Raw genomic sequence first — 15,361 nt, 5'->3', positions numbered from 1 at the left:
ACCGATAGCCGATAAAGGAATTCTTGCCCATGTCCGTCCGTCCTCACCAACCCACTCCCCTCGCGCTGGCCATCATGCTGGCCTTTGCCGCCCCCGCCAGCGCCCTGGCGCAACAGGCAGCCACCTTGCCTGCCGTCACCGTTTCGGCCAGCGCGCTGGCCCTGGGCAGCGGCGACATGAGCACCCCCGTGACCGTACTGGAAGGCGAGGAACTGGTGCGCGCCCGCGAAGCGACCCTGGGCGAAACCCTGGCCGGCCAGCCAGGCATCACGTCCAGCCATTTCGGCGCCGGCGCCAGCCGCCCCATCATCCGCGGCATGGATGGCCCCCGTGTAAAGATCCTGTCCGACGGTGCCGAAGTGCAGGATGCCTCGACCATCAGCCCCGACCATGCCGTCGCGGCCGAACCGATGCTGTCGGAACAGCTTGAAGTCTTGCGCGGCCCGTCCGCGCTGGCCTACGGCGGCGGCGCAGTCGGCGGCGTCGTCAATGTGATCGACAAGAAAATCCCCACCCGCGTGCCAGCCAAAGGCTTCGAAGGCAGCGCGGAAGTACGCGCCAACTCGGCCGCGCGCGACAAGGCGGGCGCCTTTGAAGTGACTGGCGGCTCCGGCAACATCGCCTTCCACGCGGAAGGCGTCAAGCGCGATGCGAAGGAATACAAGGTCGGCAGCGGCTGGGAAGGCGGCTCCAAAGTAGCCGGCAGCTACAACAAGACGGACACGGGCAGCGTGGGCGTGTCGTGGGTGGGTGAACGCGGCTTCCTGGGCCTGGCCTTCACCAGCCAGCATGCGGAATACGGCTTGCCTGGCCACAACCACGAATTCGAAAGCTGCCACCCGCACGGCACGCACTTGCACTGCGGCGGCCACGAGGGCCACGGCCATGGCGGTGAAGACGAGCATGACCACGACCACGAAAATGGCGCCGTGCCCTACGTGAAGCTGAAAAGCGAGCGCTGGGATGTGCGCGGCGAATTGCGCGACCCCGTGCCCGGCTTCGCCAAGCTGCGCCTGCGCGCGTCGTTCACCGATTACAAGCACGATGAAATCGAAGGCACGGAAATCGCCACCACATTTAAAAACAAGGGCCACGACGCGCGCCTGGAAATGGAACACCATCCCGTCTTCGGCTGGCGCGGCGTCGTCGGCCTGCAAACGTCGAAGCGCGATTTCTCTGCCCTGGGCGAGGAAGCCTACGTGGCGCCGACGGTCACGAAGAAACACGCGGCCTTCCTGGTGGAAGAATACAAGCTCGACCAATGGCGCTTCGAAGCGGGCTTGCGCCACGAGTGGCAAGACATCGCGGTCGACAGCGCCACCCTACAAGACCGCAGCGCCAAGGGCACGTCGGTCTCGCTGGGCGCCGTGTGGAAATTCGCGCCCCAGTATTCGCTCGGTTCGACCATTTCCCGCACGCACCGTTTGCCCAGCGCCGAGGAACTGTATGCGCACGGCGTGCACATGGCCACGGCCACGTATGAACTGGGCAATCAAAACCTGGGCAAGGAAACGTCGAACAATATCGACTTGACCTTGCGCAAATATGCGGGCGCCACGACCTTCTCGGCCAGCGCCTACCGCAACAAGGTCGACAACTACATCTTCGGCAGCACGCTGGACAGCCATGAAGGCTTCCAGCTGATCCAGTACGCCCAGCGCGACGCCACGTTCACGGGCGTGGAAGGGCAAGTGCGCCAGCAACTGAACCCCATGTTCGGCGCCAGCGTGTTCGGCGACTACGTGCGGGCCAAGCTGGCCAACGATGGTGGCAACTTGCCGCGCATCCCGGCCCAGCGTTTTGGCGTGAAGGTCGACGCCAACTGGCAGGCGTGGAGCGGCGTGGCCGAGTTCTACCGCGTGGGCAAGCAAGACAAGGTGGCCGCGTTCGAAACGGCAACCCCGGGCTACAACATGCTGAACCTGTCCGCCAACTACGACACGCGCATCGGCACCACGCCGGCCCAGTTCTACATCAAGGCGAACAACCTGACGAATGAGCTGGCGTACAGCCACACCTCGTTCATCAAGAATGCGGCGCCTTTGACGGGGCGTAATATTACGGCAGGCGTGCGCGTGACTTTCTAAGCCGCTTGAAACGTAGGTCGGCTTAGCGCGCAAGCGCGTAAGCCGACAACACCATGGTCCGGACAACTGCCGGGGTCAGACCCGTCCGGGGGAATTTTTTCCAATGGGGAAAATTCCATTCCCGAAGGGACTGCCCCCGGATTTCCGCTGAGTATGCCTCGCATTATTCCGTCGCTCCGATCAAATCTATCCTGTCTGTGCAAAACCCATCCACACCCCAGGCCAGCAGCTCGCTGGCCCGTTCGGGCGTGTTGACGGTGTAGCAGAACAGTCCCAATCCCGCCTTCTTGACTTCCAACGCCAGCGCGCGCGTCAACTGGTGGTGGTCGCAATGGAGCGCCACCACATCCAGGTCCTTCGCCGTGCGCGCCCAATCTTCCGGTATCTGTTCGACCAGCCAGCCGCGCGCCAGTTCCGGGGCCGCCTGGCGCGCCGCTTCCAGGGCGGCGATGCTGAACGACGAGAGCAAGGGCAATAACTCTCCTTCAGCAATTTCCTTTGCAAAATAATCGCGCGTGGCCCGCGCCACCGTCTCGCCCGTCGGCACGTCGAAGCCGGGCGCCGGCTTGATCTCGATATTCATCCAGATGTGCTGCGCCTTGCAATACGCCGCCACGGCCTCGAACGTGGGCACGCCCTCGCCCGCAAAATGCGGGCCGAACCAGGCGCCCGCCTCCATCGTTCCCAGCTGTGCGGCCGTGTAATCGTTGACGTGGCCGCTGCCGGCCACCGTGCGGCCCAGCTCGGGGTCGTGCACGACGACGGGCACGCCGTCGGACGCCAGCATGACGTCGAATTCCATGGCGCGGTAGCCGTAGGCCAGGCCGCAGCGCAGGGCGGCCAGGGTGTTTTCAGGCGCCAGGGTGCCGCCGCCACGGTGCGCCAGGGTGCGTGGATAGGGCCACATGAGGATTCCTTTATAGCAAAGACTGTCTTGCCATACTATCCCGCGCCCATCGTGAAAAGTAAAGCGGCTCCGTTTGGCGGCGCGATGCTGCGAATGGCGACGCGCCGGCACCGTTTCGTCGCAGCCCTGTTGCGCCCTGGCCTGCGCTGGCACACAATGCCCCATCGCTACCAGCAGACACTTCCATGAACTCCGACGCCCCTTCCGCCGACGCCCCCGCCAGACGCCGCTTTCCCTACTACCGCATGCTGCTCGACTCTCGCTATGCGCTGGTGCTGAACGCGATCTGCGCGCTGGTCATTACCTTCATCCTCAATCCGGGCAGCCATTTCGGACAAAACCTGATCGCCTCGATGTGCATCGGCACGATCGCCTTCCTGCTGATCGACGGCATGCGCCTGACTTTATGGGGCGCGGACCAGCGGCCCAGACTCCTGCCCTTCATGCTCATCATCCTGCTATCCGTGCCCGTGGCGCAAATGCTGGGCCTGGTCCTGTTCGGCTGGCTGACGGGCGTGGACGTGGGCGGCTTCGACAAGCTGTTGCCCACGCAAATGATGGGCACGCTCGTGTTTACCCTGCTGGCCACGGGCGGCGCCGTGCTGTTTTTCTCCAGCCGCGAAAAGATTGCCCGCCTGCAAATGGTGGCCGCCGAGGAAAAGGCCCGCGCCGAATCCGTGGCACGCCAGGCCATGCAGGCGCAGCTGCAATTGCTGCAGGCGCAGATCGAACCGCACATGCTGTTCAACACCCTGGCGAACCTGCAGGGCCTGATCAGCTTTGATCCGGACCGCGCCCAGCTGCTGCTCGACCAGCTGATCCAGTATCTGCGCGCCACCTTGAGTTCCTCGCGCGCCGGGTCCACCACCCTCGCGCAGGAGTTTTCCCTGATGCAAGCCTACCTGGGCCTGATGTCGATACGCATGGGTGCGCGCCTGAACTATGCGCTGGACTTGCCCGAGGCCTTGCGCGATATCAAGGTGCCGCCCATGCTGCTGCAGCCGCTGGTGGAAAATGCCATCCAGCACGGCCTGGAACCGAAGATCGAAGGCGGCCATATCCACGTGCAGGCGTCCACGGACGGCGACGCGCTGGTGCTGACCGTCAGCGACGATGGCCTGGGCCTCGACCATCCGGGCCAGACCAAGGGCACGCAGCTGGGGGTGGCGAATATCCGCGAACGCCTGCACGGCATGCATGGCGAAGCCGCCAGCCTGTCGCTGGCCCCCAACACACCGGCAGGCGTCATCGCCCGCCTTCACTTACCGATTCACGCCACCACCACGAGCCCCACGCCATGACAAGTTCCCCCCCGCGCGCCCTGATCGCCGAAGACGAACCCATACTCGCCGCCGCCCTCGCGCATGCCCTGCGCCGGCTATGGCCGGAACTCGACATCGTTGCCACCTGCGCCAATGGCGTGGAAGCCTTGCAGCAAGGCCTGGCGCTGCAGCCCGACATTCTATTTCTCGACATCAAGATGCCGGGCAAGACGGGCCTAGAAGCGGCCGAAGAGCTGGCCGAACAGTGGCCGGACGGCATCGCGTTCCCTCACATCGTGTTTGTTACCGCCTACGACGAATATGCGCTGGCCGCCTTCGAGCACGCGGCCGCCGATTACGTCTTAAAACCCGTCAACGATGCGCGCCTGGGCAAGACGGTGGAACGCTTGCAGCAACGCCTGCGCGACAGCGCCGGCACCAGCGGGACAGCAGCGGCAACAGCGGCAGCAGCCGCTGCGGCGGCGCCGGTGGCGGCAACCATCACAGCGGCCCCCAGCGACGACAACCTGGCCCGCCTGCTGGCCCAGTTGCAGGCCATGGTGCCGCCCGCGCCGCGCCTGCAAATGATACGGGCGGCCGTGGGCAACAGCGTGCGCATGATCGCGCTGGCTGACGTCGTGTATTTTGAGGCGCTGGACAAATACATCAACGTCGTATGCCAGGACAGCGAAGCGCTGATACGCACGAGCCTGAAGGAATTGCTTCCCCAGCTGGACCCGCAACAATTCTGGCAAATCCACCGGGGCACCATCGTCAATGCCAGCGCCATCGCCACGGCCGTGCGCGACGAGGCGGGCAAGCTGTCGCTGACCCTGCGCCAGCATCCGGCGCAACTGCGCGTCAGCCCTTTATATGCCCATCTGTTCCGGCAGATGTAGCGCACAAGAGCCAGGTTCTAGTGGAGCTGATGCTTCAGGTCCGATAATTCATCGTGGACCTTGAGCACGGCGCTCTTCATTTCCGGCGTCACGCTGGTCGCCGTGCCGCACGCCCGCTTGGCGCGGTCGCCCAGCGATTCCATCTGGTCGACGGCTTGGCGGATGCGCGCATCGTCCTGCGTGTCGATGGCTTGCCGCACGGCGCTCTTTTGCTGGTCCAGCTGGTTGATGCAATCCTTCAAGTCCATCGGCATGCCCTGCTGCTTGCCGCACAACTGGGCCGCCTGGCCGATCGCGTGTTCGATGGCGCCAAAGCGCCGTGCCACTTCCTTTACCTGCATCATGATCTGTCCTCCCATGGTATCGAGAGTTGGATCGTCAGGCCGGCCCAAGGTTCCCCGCCACGCGCCATGGCATTGAAATTTCCATGGGGCATTTTTTTGTAAGCGCTTGTGACATTCTAGATAATTATCAAATCCTTCAGATACATTGGCGTACCTGAACCACCATGCCCTCCATGACCTCGCTGCCACCCCTGCCCCGCCGCGCTCCCGGCCTGCTGCTGATCGTCCTGCTGCACGCGGGGCTGGCCTATGTGATCCTGCTGTCGCGCCCCCGCCTTGCCGTTGAGGAGCACTTGCCGCAGGGCCCGGCCATCGCCTGGCTGCGCTACACGCCCCCTGCGCCGCCCAAGCCGATAGCCTTGCGCAGCACAAAACCGGCCGCTGAACGTGTGCCGCGCCGAACCATACCGGCGCCCGTCAGCCGCCCCCTGCCCGCGCCCGCCGCCGAGCCGGCGCCAGCACCGGCAATGCAGGAAGCGATCACGGCGCCGCCAGCGCCCAGCGCCGCCGACATCCTGGCGCAAGCCAAGCGCGACGTGGGCAAGATCGACAAGGATTTGCGCAAGGAATTCCCCCAGCGGGGAGAACAAAAACTGGAGGACACGGGCTTCAAGCGCATGCAGCAAGGCTTTGCCGAAGCCTACGCAGCCGTGCCGCCGAAATGGTACGAGGCATCGAAAATCGAGGAAGTGGGCGCGAATGAGGCCAGGGGCAGCCGCACGTATAAAATCACCAGCGCGCTGGGCACCTTGTGCGTGACCACGCGCGCGGGCAAGCAGGGGGAAACGATGATCGGCAACTGCCCCAAATAGCCGGGCTCAGCCCACCGCTTCGCGCGCGCCCAGCGGCTGCAGATGGCGCAGGCGCAAGGCGATCAGCACGCCGCCGCCCAGGCATACGCCCAGCATGATGATGACGCCCGTCCAGCCGTCGAAGCCCCACATCATGCCCGAGGCGGAACCGATCAGGCTTGACCCCAAATAATAGAACAGCAGATAGAAGGCCGAGGCCAGCGCCTGCGGCGCGCGGGCGCGGCGGCTAACCCAGCTGCTGGCGATCGAGTGCGAGGCAAAGAAACCGAAGGTAGCCAGCGCCATGCCGATGACGATCAGCGGCAGCGAGTCGAACAGGGTCAATACAATGCCACTGAGCATCACCGACAGCATGATCCACAGCACGCCCCGGCGCCCCAGCCGGTCCACCAGGCGGCCGGCCCACACGGAACTGAAGATGCCGATCAGGTACAGAAAGGCCAGCAAACCGACCGTGCTCTGGCGCAAACCAAATGGCGCGGCCAGCAGGCGGTAGCCGATGTAGTTATACAGGCTGACGAAACAGCCCATCAGCACGAAAGCCAGGCAGAACAGCCATGGCAAGCCCTGGTCGGAAAAATGTTGCTTGATCGCGTGCGGCAGCGCATTCCAGCCTTTGGTGCTGGGCACGAAATTTTTCGACGCGGGCAGGCTGCGCCAGAATTCCGCCGCCGCCAGCACGCCGGCCACGCCCAGCACGCCCAGGGCCCAGCGCCACGACAGGAAATCGCTGAGCATGGAAGCGATCAAGCGTCCCGACATGCCGCCAAACGCGCTGCCTGCAATATACAAGCCCATCGACAGTCCCAGCGACGGCCCCTCGATTTCCTCGCCGAGATAAGCCATGGCCACGGCCGGCATGCCGCCCAAGGCAATGCCCAGCGCGGCGCGGATGGCCAGCAGTTGCGCATAATCCTGGGCGAAGGCGGACAAGATCGTCAATATCGCGGCGGAAAACATCGACGCCACCATCAGCGGCTTGCGCCCGACCCGGTCCGAGACGGCACTGAGCAGCACCAAGGAGATGGCCAGCAAGCCGCTCGACACGGACAGCGACCAGCTGCTTTGCGCGGGCGTCAGATGAAACTGGTGCGACAGCAGCGGGAACAGGGGCTGGATACAGTACAGCAAACTGAAGGTGGAAAAGCCGCCAAAGAACAGGGCGCGGTTGCTGCGCTTGAATTCGATGGAGCCCTTGGCGATGGCCGTGCGGGGCGCGGGTGCGGCGGGAGAAACCGGGATGGCAGACGAGGTGGCGGGGGCAAAGGCAAGCGATGAATCAGACATGGCCGTGTTTCGGAAAGGAAGCGAGTCTTCATCTTAGGATTGCCAACTCATATCGTCCAATATATATTCAAGGCCCAACTCATACTTTTAAAATATTACTTATATGGAACTGCGCCACCTCCGTTACTTTGTCGCCGTTGCCGAAGAGCTGCATTTCACGCGCGCGGCCGAGCGCCTGCACATCGGCCAACCGCCGCTGAGCCAGCAAATCCAGGCGCTGGAAGCGGAACTCGGTGCGCAGTTGTTCGAGCGCAACAAGCGCTCCGTGCGGCTGACGCAGGCAGGCGCGCTGTTTCTCGACGATGCGCGGCGCATCCTGGCCCTGTCGGAACAGGCGGCCGTCACGGCGCGCCGGGCACAGCGGGGCGAAGCGGGCGAATTGCGCATCGGTTTTACCTTTTCCACGCCGTTCACACCCTACTTCGCGACCGTCATCAACCGCTACCGCCAGCAATTCCCGCACGTCACCTTGACCTTGCATGAAATGGCGACATTGCATCAACTGGAAGCGATCTCGGGCAGGACGATGGACCTGGGTTTCGTGCGCCCGCCGGAAACGACGTACCCGGACGACATCCGCCTGACCGAATTGCGCCAGGACCCGCTGTTCCTCGTGCTGCCCGTCGCCCACGCGCTAGCGGCCAAGGACAGCATCGCGATTGCCGACATGGCGGGCGAAGGCTTTGTCATGTATCCCAAGGATGCGGGCACCGGGATTTATCCGCAGATTTTTCGACTGTGCAAGGCCGCCGGCTTCGTGCCCCAGGTCACGCAGGAAGCGGGCGAAGCATCGACCATCATCGGCCTGGTGGCGGCCGGCTGCGGCATTTCCGTGCTGCCCGCCTCGTTCGACCGCATCCGCATGGATGGCGTGTGCTACCGCCCCATCGCCGACCCGCAGGCGACCACCAGTTTATTACTTGCACAACGGGAAGAAGAGACGTCGCCGCTGGTAGCGGCATTCGTCAAGCTGGCCGAGGAAGCGGCCATGGAAGGGGGAGCGTAGGCCGGCGTGTCGGCTTACGCTGCGGCTGTGCCGCAGCTAAGCCTACCTACGGCACGCGCGCCGGCGTAGGTCGGATTAGCGGTGGCGAAGCCGCCGCGTAATCCGACACCAACGATCACGAATAATCCGCATCCAGCTCGGAACCCGCGTAATTCTCCAGGTCCTCGAACAGGCTCTTCATGCTGGCCCGCGTGAGGATTTTCTGCACGACGGTGCAGCTGCGGCGGTAGGAAGCGATGCGGTCGAGCAACACCGGATGGTGCTGCACGGGCACCTTGGCCACCAGGGCGGCCCAGCCTTCCTCGAAGTCGGGCTTGTTCTTGCGCACGGAACGCACGAAACGTTCAAACTCCTTTTGCCCCGTGCGCGCCACGATGCGCCCGCCGCCTTCGATGGCGAAGATGATGGCCAGGGCGATGACGCCCTCGGCATTCAAATCGCTGTCGCTGACGGGGCCGTTGTCGTGGTGACGGCGCAGCCAGCCGGCCAGGCGCACGACGGCTTGCACTTCCTTGCGCTGTTGCAACTGCAACGCATACTTTTCATAGCCGGCCCAGTTCTGGTTCGGGTCGGCCTGGCAAATATCGATGAACAGCTCGCGCAAACGGCGCTGCAGGTAGACGGGGTCCTGGTCGTATTCGCCGACGAGGGCGTCTTCCGGCAGCTGCGACAGGTCCTTGATCAGGCGAAAGCCGACCTGGAACGCGTGCTCGGCGCCGTGCTCGACAAGGAAGTCGAGGGCGGCCTGGTCGCCCTCATGCGTGACGGCCTGCTCCAGGCCCAGCGACACGCCGCCCACAGTCAGGTACAGCGCCTTCTGGATGCCGTCGGCCGTGCGTTCATTCGTGAACTTCTCGGCCACCATGGCCGTGATGCCCGTCAATTCGTCGGCCAGGTTCAGCGCCGCGTCTTCGCGCGGGTCGCCCGGCAACAGCTTGATGGCGCGCACCAGGCGCGGAAGATTCTCTACAACAATTGCTGGCAGCATTAGTGATTCCCTGCTTTCATTACGAGAAAATGCCGGTGCCCAGGCTGCGGCGCGTGCTGGAACGCGGCGCGCTGCGCGTGCTCGGCACTTGCTTGCGCAGACGGTACAGCAATTCCTTGGTACTGCGCTGCAACATGGTCGGTTCTTCATCCGGGTCGTCCGAGTATTCCGCGTCGGCCAGGTCGGCGCTGTGGCGGAAGTCGGGGAACAGTTCGAACAGCGAGCGGTCCCAGCCGTCTTCATTCGCTTGCGCCAGTTCGATGGCCAGCGGCACGATGTCATTGTCGGACGAAGTCACGCCCGTCACGTACGGTCCCTTGATGACGATCTCTCCCGCCACTTCGAGGATTTCCTTCGGCGCCATCGAGAACAAAATGGCGAACGCCGTGGCGCCCCAGTCGGTGGCGGATGCTTCGAGCAGCAGCTCGCGGCGGCGCTCGGCGTCGTCGGTGGAAAACACCACGCCGTGGATGTGCGCGAACAGCGCTTCGGCGATGCGTTCCGGATCATCCTCGATCTGGTCATCGCTCCAGGTGGCGGCGATGAAGGCCAGGCTGTCGGCCCAGGCTTTCGGCGGCACCAGCAAGGTGGCCAGCGACATCTTGCCGCCGTCGAAGCCGGCCAGGTGCAGGGCCGTCACTTGCGGCGGGATGGCGCTCAGCACTTCCACCACGGCCAGGTCGCCGTACTGGTCGGCCGCGTCCGCAAACGCCTGCTCGGCGTGGCCCAGCGAACCGGATAGCACCAGTTCCGTGACCTGCTTCGTCAGCGCGGGCAGGTTGCTTTTTTGTTCATTATCGGCCATGGTCGTCTCCATCCTGGTCAAACATCTGGGCGAAATCGTCGGTGGCTTCGTCTTCATCGTGCTCGTCGTCGCCGTCGTCATTGGCAGCCAGCTGGTCGAGCGACTGGTCGTCGTCGTCCCACAGGCGCGGATTCTTGTGCAGGAAGGCCGTGATGATGGCCTGGCGCGCCAGGTCGGGGAAGCTCTCTTCGATGGCGGCGTACATCTTCGCCGCTTCCGGCGCGGCGCACGTCGCCATGGAAAACACGCGGGCCGGGTCGCCGAACTCGTAGTCTTCGCTTTCGGCCAGCAAGCCCTTCGGGTCGCTGAAGGTGATGTGGTCGACCAGCGCGAAGGCCAGCATGTTCACGTCTTCGATGCCGCCGCCGCTCGCGTACTCGCTCACCAGCGCGTCGACCATGCTTTTATAGTTCTTGCGGTTCGGCGGGTCGCCGAGGATGCCGTCGATCTGGCCTTCCAGCTCGCGCGACTGGTACGCGAATTCAGGGTGTACTCTTCTCATGCTGTGCTTTCCAATGTGATGCTTGGTACTTTTACATAAAGGCAAAAGCACCATTGTTTGTTGTTTTTTAAATCATCCGGACTGTACCGAACAGCCGCCAGCGTGCTTAGTCGGCCGGCAGTACCGTGCCGTGGAGGCGGAACACGCCGCACCACAGGGCATAGGCTTCCGCTTCCGGATCGATGATGATGCGGTGGTTGACGCTCTGGTCGTATTCGGCGCGCTTGGCCGGGTCGGCCAGGATTTCATACGCCTTGGTGACGCTCTTGAAGCGCGCCTCGGCGCCGGGGGCCTGGTTGCGGTCGGGGTGGAAGCGCATGGCCAGCGAACGGTAAACCTTCTTGATTTCATCGTCGCTGGCATTGGGCGCGACACCGAGGACGTTATACAAATTTTCCATAAATGGCTCCGGGGTCACGTTTTGTTTGCTAATTAAAGGCGAATTATCCTATAGAACGGCGCCCGCGTCGCTTGCATGCTGGGATATGGGGCCAAATACGTGCTTATAAAGCGCTTGCGGTACGGTAAAATGCTTTTTACTGTCACTCTTCCGCATTGATCAATGAGCAACGATAAACCGAATACCGCCGCGCCAGCGCTGGCGCCCAATTTCTTGCGTAACATCATCGAAGCCGACCTGGCTGCCGGCGCGCACGTGCGTCCCGGCCTGCCCCAGGTGATCACGCGTTTCCCGCCGGAGCCGAACGGCTATCTGCACGTGGGCCACGCCAAGTCGATCTGCGTCAACTTCGGCCTGGCGCGCGACTACGCCGGCCAGTGCAACCTGCGCTTCGACGACACCAATCCGGCCAAGGAAGAGCAGGAATACGTCGACACCATCATGGACAGCGTGAAATGGCTGGGCTTTGACTGGGAACCGAAGACTGCCGATGGCCAGAGCCACCTGCACTACGCGAGCGACTATTTCGACCAGCTGTACGCAATGGCCGAATACCTGATCACGGCCGGCTTTGCCTACGTAGACAGCCAGAGCGCCGAAGACATGGCCGCCAACCGGGGCAATTTCGGCCAGGCCGGCAAGAATTCGCCGTTCCGCGACCGTCCGCGCGACGAATCGCTGGCCCTGTTCCGTGCCATGAAGGCGGGCCAGTTCAAGGATGGCGAGCACATCCTGCGCGCGAAGATGAGCGAAGATGCCATGAGTTCGCCGAACATGAACTTGCGCGACCCGGCCATCTACCGCATCCGCCACGCGCACCACCACCGCACGGGCGACGCCTGGTGCATCTATCCGATGTACGATTACACGCACCCGATCTCGGACGCGCTGGAAAACATCACGCATTCGATCTGCACGCTGGAATTCCAGGACCACCGCCCGTTCTACGACTGGCTGCTGGAAACCCTGGCCGCCGGCGGCTTCTTCCAGCAACCGGTGCCGCGCCAGTTCGAGTTCTCGCGCCTGAACCTGACCTACATCGTCACCAGCAAGCGCAAGCTGCGCCAGCTGGTGGAAGAAAAAATCGTCGACGGCTGGGACGACCCCCGCATGCCGACCCTGGTGGGCATGCGCCGCCGCGGCTACACGCCGGAAGCGATTCAATTGATGTGCGAACGCACGGGCGTGACGAAATCCGACGGCTGGATCGACTACAGCGTGCTCGAAGGCTGTTTGCGCGAAGACCTGGACCCGAAGGCACCGCGCACGGTGGCCGTGCTGCGCCCCTTGAAGTTGATTATCGACAACTTCCCGGAAAACGACAGCGTGGAATGCACGGCGCCCGTGCACCCGCACTTCCCGGAACGGGGCTTGCGCACCTTCCCCATCTCGCGCGAGCTGTGGATCGAGGAAGACGACTTCATGGAAGTGCCGAACAAGGGCTATTTCCGCCTGTATCCGCCCATCGACGACAAGCCGGGCAGCAAGGTTCGCCTGCGCTACGGCTATGTGATCGAGTGCACGGGCTTTGACAAGGATGCGGACGGCAAGGTCATCGCCGTGCATTGCAACTATTTCCCGGACAGCAAGTCTGGCACGGAAGGCAGCGCCAACTACAAGGTCAAGGGCAATATGCACTGGGTCAGCGCGCCGACGGCGATTCCCGCCGAAGTACGCCTGTACGACCGCCTGTTTACGGACCCGCAGCCGGACGCGGGCGGCAAGGACTTCAAGCTGGCCTTGAACCCGCTGGCCAAGGAAGTGGTGCAGGCGTGGCTGGAACCGGGCGCGGAACGGGCCCAGCCGGAACAGCGCTTCCAGTTCGAGCGCCACGGCTACTTCGCGGCCGACCGGGTCGACAGCCAGCCTGGCAAGCCCGTCTTCAACCGCATCGTCACCCTGAAAGACAGCTGGCAGCCCGCAAAATAAGGCGCCGGACGACCCACAAAAAAACCGCTGCGGCGGTTTTTTTTCGTTTCAATAACATATGTCACCCCAGAATATTGCCTGTTGACTACATTCACGATAATTTTGTATATTAGGCAGCTATTGAGCAATTTGCAATTTCAATAGCGCTTGTATAACACAGTCGCCCAGGCGGCCCCCGATTCCTCTTCCTGATGCGGATGGCGATGTCTTCTACTGCCAGCGAACACCCCTTATCTGCTGAAAAAAAACCGCTCTGGCTGCTCGGCTTCGTGATGTCGATAGTGGTGGGCTTGCTGTTCTACATGGCTGCCTCGCTGTCGATCGAAAACGACGCCAGCGACCTGTTCGACAATCTGGCCCGCAATACGCGGAAAAACATCGAATCGCGCGTCAAGTCGTATGCCAACCTGCTGCGCGGCACGGCCAGCCTGTTCCACGCCAACGAACACGTGAGCCGGGAGCAATTCCACCGCTACGTGGCAAACATCGCCCTGCAACAGAACTACCCGGGGGTGATGAATCTCAATTACAGCCAGGAACTCGACGACGCGCAGCGCAGCGCCTTCGAAGCGGCCATGCAGCGCGACTATCCGCCCGGGCGCGACGGCTATCCGGCATTTGCCATCCATCCGCCCGCCCCGCGCGCCCGTTATTCCGTACTGGTGTACATTGAGCCGATTGCCAGCGCCCCGGAAAAGTATGGCAATGACATCGCCGCGCGCCCCCTGATCGCGGAAATGCTGGCGCAGTCGCGCGACTCCGTGCAGATCAGCAATTCCGGCGTGCCCGTGCCGATGGAAGGCCGGCCCCAATTGACGGGCATGGCCATGCGCCTGCCCGTATACCGCTACGGCATGCCGGTCGATACGGTGGAGCAGCGGCGCGCCGCTTACCAGGGATCCGTCGGCATCGGCTACGACCTGGTGACGATGATGCGCAGCGCGCTGGCCGACATGCCGGTGCGTAACGTGCGCCTGACCCTGTTCGATATCGGCCCCCAGGCGCGCGAAGCACTGAACTTGCCGCACGACATGCGTCCCATCTTCGACAGCACGACGGCGGGCATGCATGCGCCGTGGTGGCTGCCCGGCAGTTCGGGCCGCTACCTGAGCAGCACGATGCTGATCGAACACAATGGCCGCGTCTGGCAAGCGCTGTTCAGCGTGCGCAAGAGCGACCTGTATACGCGCTTCGATGTCTTTTTGCCATGGCTGGCCCTGCTGATCGGCTTTGCCAGCGCCATGCTGCTGTACATGCTGTTCCACACGCTGGCGTCGTCGCGCCGGCGCGCCATCCAGATGGCGACGGGCATGACGGAGGAATTGCGCGCCAGCCAGATCCGCCTGCAGCTGTCGCACCAGAAACTGCGCCGGCTGGCGGCCCACGCCGACCAGATCAAGGAAGAAGAGCGCAAGCGCATCGCGCGCGAAATCCACGACGACCTGGGACAAAACCTGCTGGTGCTGCGCATCGACGCCGACATGTTGGCCTCGCGCACGCAGCGCCGCCACCCGCGCCTGAACGCGCGCGCCCGCTCGACCCTGGAGCAGATCGACGCCACCATCAAAAGCGTGCGGCAGATCATCAACGACTTGCGCCCTACCGTGCTGGACCTGGGCGTGAATGCGGCCGTCGAATGGCAGGTGGCGCAATTTCGCCAGCGCACGGGCATCGCCTGCGAAGTGCATGAAAGCCATGGCGACATTTGCCTCAGCGACCAGTGCGCGACGGCCCTGTTCCGTATCCTGCAAGAGTCGCTCAGCAATATTTCCCAGCATGCGAATGCCAGCCGCGTGCAGGTCAAGCTGGAGAAGTGCCGCGATACGGTATCGATGAGCATCAGCGACAACGGCGTGGGCGCGGCCATCGACGGGCGCAACAAGCTGGGCTCGTTTGGCCTGGTGGGCATCGAGGAACGCATCAAGTTGCTGGGCGGCACTTTCTACATCGAAAGCAGCCCCGGCGCCGGCATGAGCGTACACGTCAGCGTACCGCTGGGCGCGGACGCTACCGCGTTTCCCTACCAGGAAGAAAGCCGGGCCAGCAGCTGATCGGCGCCCGCCCGCATGAAGCAAGCTCAGCTTGCATATTTCGTAATTAGATGCAATATTGATGTTGAACAACTCAGCGCCC

Annotated in this window: 14 protein-coding genes; 7 read left to right on the top strand and 7 right to left on the bottom strand. The window is 63.3% G+C overall.

The window, feature by feature from the left end; translation table 11 throughout:
• The first annotated feature begins 29 nt into the window (after positions 1 to 29).
• The gene (locus CSQ95_RS18300; RefSeq protein WP_180279096.1) at positions 30 to 2,087 is read left to right on the top strand and encodes a TonB-dependent receptor domain-containing protein; all 2,058 of its coding nucleotides are present in this window, start codon (positions 30 to 32) and stop codon (positions 2,085 to 2,087) included.
• A gap of 163 nt (positions 2,088 to 2,250) precedes the next feature.
• Here the strand turns inward: CSQ95_RS18300 and ugpQ are convergent, their stop codons facing one another.
• Positions 2,251 to 2,994 (bottom strand): glycerophosphodiester phosphodiesterase, encoded by a 744-nt coding sequence (gene ugpQ, locus CSQ95_RS18295; RefSeq protein ID WP_099410544.1) that lies wholly within the window; start codon positions 2,992 to 2,994, stop codon positions 2,251 to 2,253.
• A gap of 185 nt (positions 2,995 to 3,179) precedes the next feature.
• On the opposite strand from ugpQ, the gene CSQ95_RS18290 reads away from it, so the two are divergent.
• Complete coding sequence (locus CSQ95_RS18290) at positions 3,180 to 4,295, top strand: sensor histidine kinase (protein ID WP_099410543.1); 1,116 nt, start codon at positions 3,180 to 3,182, stop codon at positions 4,293 to 4,295.
• Positions 4,292 to 5,155, top strand: a complete 864-nt coding sequence (locus tag CSQ95_RS18285) for a LytTR family DNA-binding domain-containing protein (RefSeq protein ID WP_099410542.1) — start codon at positions 4,292 to 4,294, stop codon at positions 5,153 to 5,155. Before CSQ95_RS18290 ends, CSQ95_RS18285 begins: the two co-directional genes overlap by 4 nt.
• Positions 5,156 to 5,172: 17 nt before the next feature.
• On the opposite strand, the gene CSQ95_RS18280 is transcribed toward CSQ95_RS18285, so the two are convergent.
• A complete protein-coding gene (locus tag CSQ95_RS18280) occupies positions 5,173 to 5,499 on the bottom strand; it encodes a hypothetical protein (RefSeq protein WP_070221866.1) in 327 nt (108 codons plus the stop codon).
• Between the two features lie 164 nt (positions 5,500 to 5,663).
• Between CSQ95_RS18280 and CSQ95_RS30305 the strand changes: the two genes are divergently transcribed.
• Positions 5,664 to 6,311: a hypothetical protein gene (locus CSQ95_RS30305; protein WP_099410541.1), complete on the top strand. Its 648-nt coding sequence runs from the start codon at positions 5,664 to 5,666 to the stop codon at positions 6,309 to 6,311.
• A 6-nt stretch (positions 6,312 to 6,317) separates the two neighbouring features.
• Here the strand turns inward: CSQ95_RS30305 and CSQ95_RS18270 are convergent, their stop codons facing one another.
• Positions 6,318 to 7,598: an MFS transporter gene (locus CSQ95_RS18270; protein ID WP_254679441.1), complete on the bottom strand. Its 1,281-nt coding sequence runs from the start codon at positions 7,596 to 7,598 to the stop codon at positions 6,318 to 6,320.
• A gap of 103 nt (positions 7,599 to 7,701) precedes the next feature.
• On the opposite strand from CSQ95_RS18270, the gene CSQ95_RS18265 reads away from it, so the two are divergent.
• Positions 7,702 to 8,604: a LysR family transcriptional regulator gene (locus CSQ95_RS18265; protein ID WP_099410540.1), complete on the top strand. Its 903-nt coding sequence runs from the start codon at positions 7,702 to 7,704 to the stop codon at positions 8,602 to 8,604.
• A 115-nt stretch (positions 8,605 to 8,719) separates the two neighbouring features.
• Here the strand turns inward: CSQ95_RS18265 and CSQ95_RS18260 are convergent, their stop codons facing one another.
• From CSQ95_RS18260 to CSQ95_RS18245, 4 genes are all read right to left on the bottom strand, one after another.
• Complete coding sequence (locus CSQ95_RS18260; protein WP_070288596.1) at positions 8,720 to 9,592, bottom strand: hypothetical protein; 873 nt, start codon at positions 9,590 to 9,592, stop codon at positions 8,720 to 8,722.
• Positions 9,593 to 9,611: 19 nt separating this feature from the next.
• On the bottom strand, positions 9,612 to 10,397 hold the full coding sequence (locus CSQ95_RS18255) for a hypothetical protein (protein ID WP_099410539.1): 786 nt from the start codon (positions 10,395 to 10,397) through the stop codon (positions 9,612 to 9,614).
• Positions 10,387 to 10,899 (bottom strand): hypothetical protein, encoded by a 513-nt coding sequence (locus CSQ95_RS18250; protein WP_070221376.1) that lies wholly within the window; start codon positions 10,897 to 10,899, stop codon positions 10,387 to 10,389. The genes CSQ95_RS18255 and CSQ95_RS18250 overlap by 11 nt, the downstream gene beginning before the upstream one ends.
• Positions 10,900 to 11,005: 106 nt before the next feature.
• Complete coding sequence (locus CSQ95_RS18245; protein ID WP_010395442.1) at positions 11,006 to 11,299, bottom strand: DnaJ domain-containing protein; 294 nt, start codon at positions 11,297 to 11,299, stop codon at positions 11,006 to 11,008.
• Positions 11,300 to 11,461: 162 nt separating this feature from the next.
• On the opposite strand from CSQ95_RS18245, the gene CSQ95_RS18240 reads away from it, so the two are divergent.
• Together CSQ95_RS18240 and CSQ95_RS18235 are read left to right on the top strand one after the other, a co-directional pair.
• Entirely contained in the window at positions 11,462 to 13,228 is a 1,767-nt protein-coding gene (locus CSQ95_RS18240; protein WP_099410538.1) for a glutamine--tRNA ligase/YqeY domain fusion protein, read from the top strand.
• A gap of 203 nt (positions 13,229 to 13,431) precedes the next feature.
• The gene (locus CSQ95_RS18235; protein WP_257218103.1) at positions 13,432 to 15,279 is read left to right on the top strand and encodes a CHASE domain-containing protein; all 1,848 of its coding nucleotides are present in this window, start codon (positions 13,432 to 13,434) and stop codon (positions 15,277 to 15,279) included.
• Positions 15,280 to 15,361: the final 82 nt, after the last annotated feature.

It is taken from the genome of Janthinobacterium sp. BJB304 (genome assembly GCF_002735765.1).
In the GTDB taxonomy this organism is placed as follows: Bacteria; Pseudomonadota; Gammaproteobacteria; order Burkholderiales; family Burkholderiaceae_D; genus Janthinobacterium.
Note: the sequence above shows the minus strand (reverse complement) of the source record. Positions and strands in the feature narration are given on the sequence as shown.

What these genes read in the sequence shown, in the direction of transcription:
- CSQ95_RS18300 (WP_180279096.1), top strand. Translation starts at nt 30, where the DNA reads ATGTCCGTCCGTCCTCACCAACCCACTCCCCTCGCGCTGGCCATCATG.
- ugpQ (WP_099410544.1), bottom strand. Translation starts at nt 2,994, where the DNA reads ATGTGGCCCTATCCACGCACCCTGGCGCACCGTGGCGGCGGCACCCTG.
- CSQ95_RS18290 (WP_099410543.1), top strand. Translation starts at nt 3,180, where the DNA reads ATGAACTCCGACGCCCCTTCCGCCGACGCCCCCGCCAGACGCCGCTTT.
- CSQ95_RS18285 (WP_099410542.1), top strand. Translation starts at nt 4,292, where the DNA reads ATGACAAGTTCCCCCCCGCGCGCCCTGATCGCCGAAGACGAACCCATA.
- CSQ95_RS18280 (WP_070221866.1), bottom strand. Translation starts at nt 5,499, where the DNA reads ATGATGCAGGTAAAGGAAGTGGCACGGCGCTTTGGCGCCATCGAACAC.
- CSQ95_RS30305 (WP_099410541.1), top strand. Translation starts at nt 5,664, where the DNA reads ATGCCCTCCATGACCTCGCTGCCACCCCTGCCCCGCCGCGCTCCCGGC.
- CSQ95_RS18270 (WP_254679441.1), bottom strand. Translation starts at nt 7,598, where the DNA reads ATGTCTGATTCATCGCTTGCCTTTGCCCCCGCCACCTCGTCTGCCATC.
- CSQ95_RS18265 (WP_099410540.1), top strand. Translation starts at nt 7,702, where the DNA reads ATGGAACTGCGCCACCTCCGTTACTTTGTCGCCGTTGCCGAAGAGCTG.
- CSQ95_RS18260 (WP_070288596.1), bottom strand. Translation starts at nt 9,592, where the DNA reads ATGCTGCCAGCAATTGTTGTAGAGAATCTTCCGCGCCTGGTGCGCGCC.
- CSQ95_RS18255 (WP_099410539.1), bottom strand. Translation starts at nt 10,397, where the DNA reads ATGGCCGATAATGAACAAAAAAGCAACCTGCCCGCGCTGACGAAGCAG.
- CSQ95_RS18250 (WP_070221376.1), bottom strand. Translation starts at nt 10,899, where the DNA reads ATGAGAAGAGTACACCCTGAATTCGCGTACCAGTCGCGCGAGCTGGAA.
- CSQ95_RS18245 (WP_010395442.1), bottom strand. Translation starts at nt 11,299, where the DNA reads ATGGAAAATTTGTATAACGTCCTCGGTGTCGCGCCCAATGCCAGCGAC.
- CSQ95_RS18240 (WP_099410538.1), top strand. Translation starts at nt 11,462, where the DNA reads ATGAGCAACGATAAACCGAATACCGCCGCGCCAGCGCTGGCGCCCAAT.
- CSQ95_RS18235 (WP_257218103.1), top strand. Translation starts at nt 13,432, where the DNA reads ATGTCTTCTACTGCCAGCGAACACCCCTTATCTGCTGAAAAAAAACCG.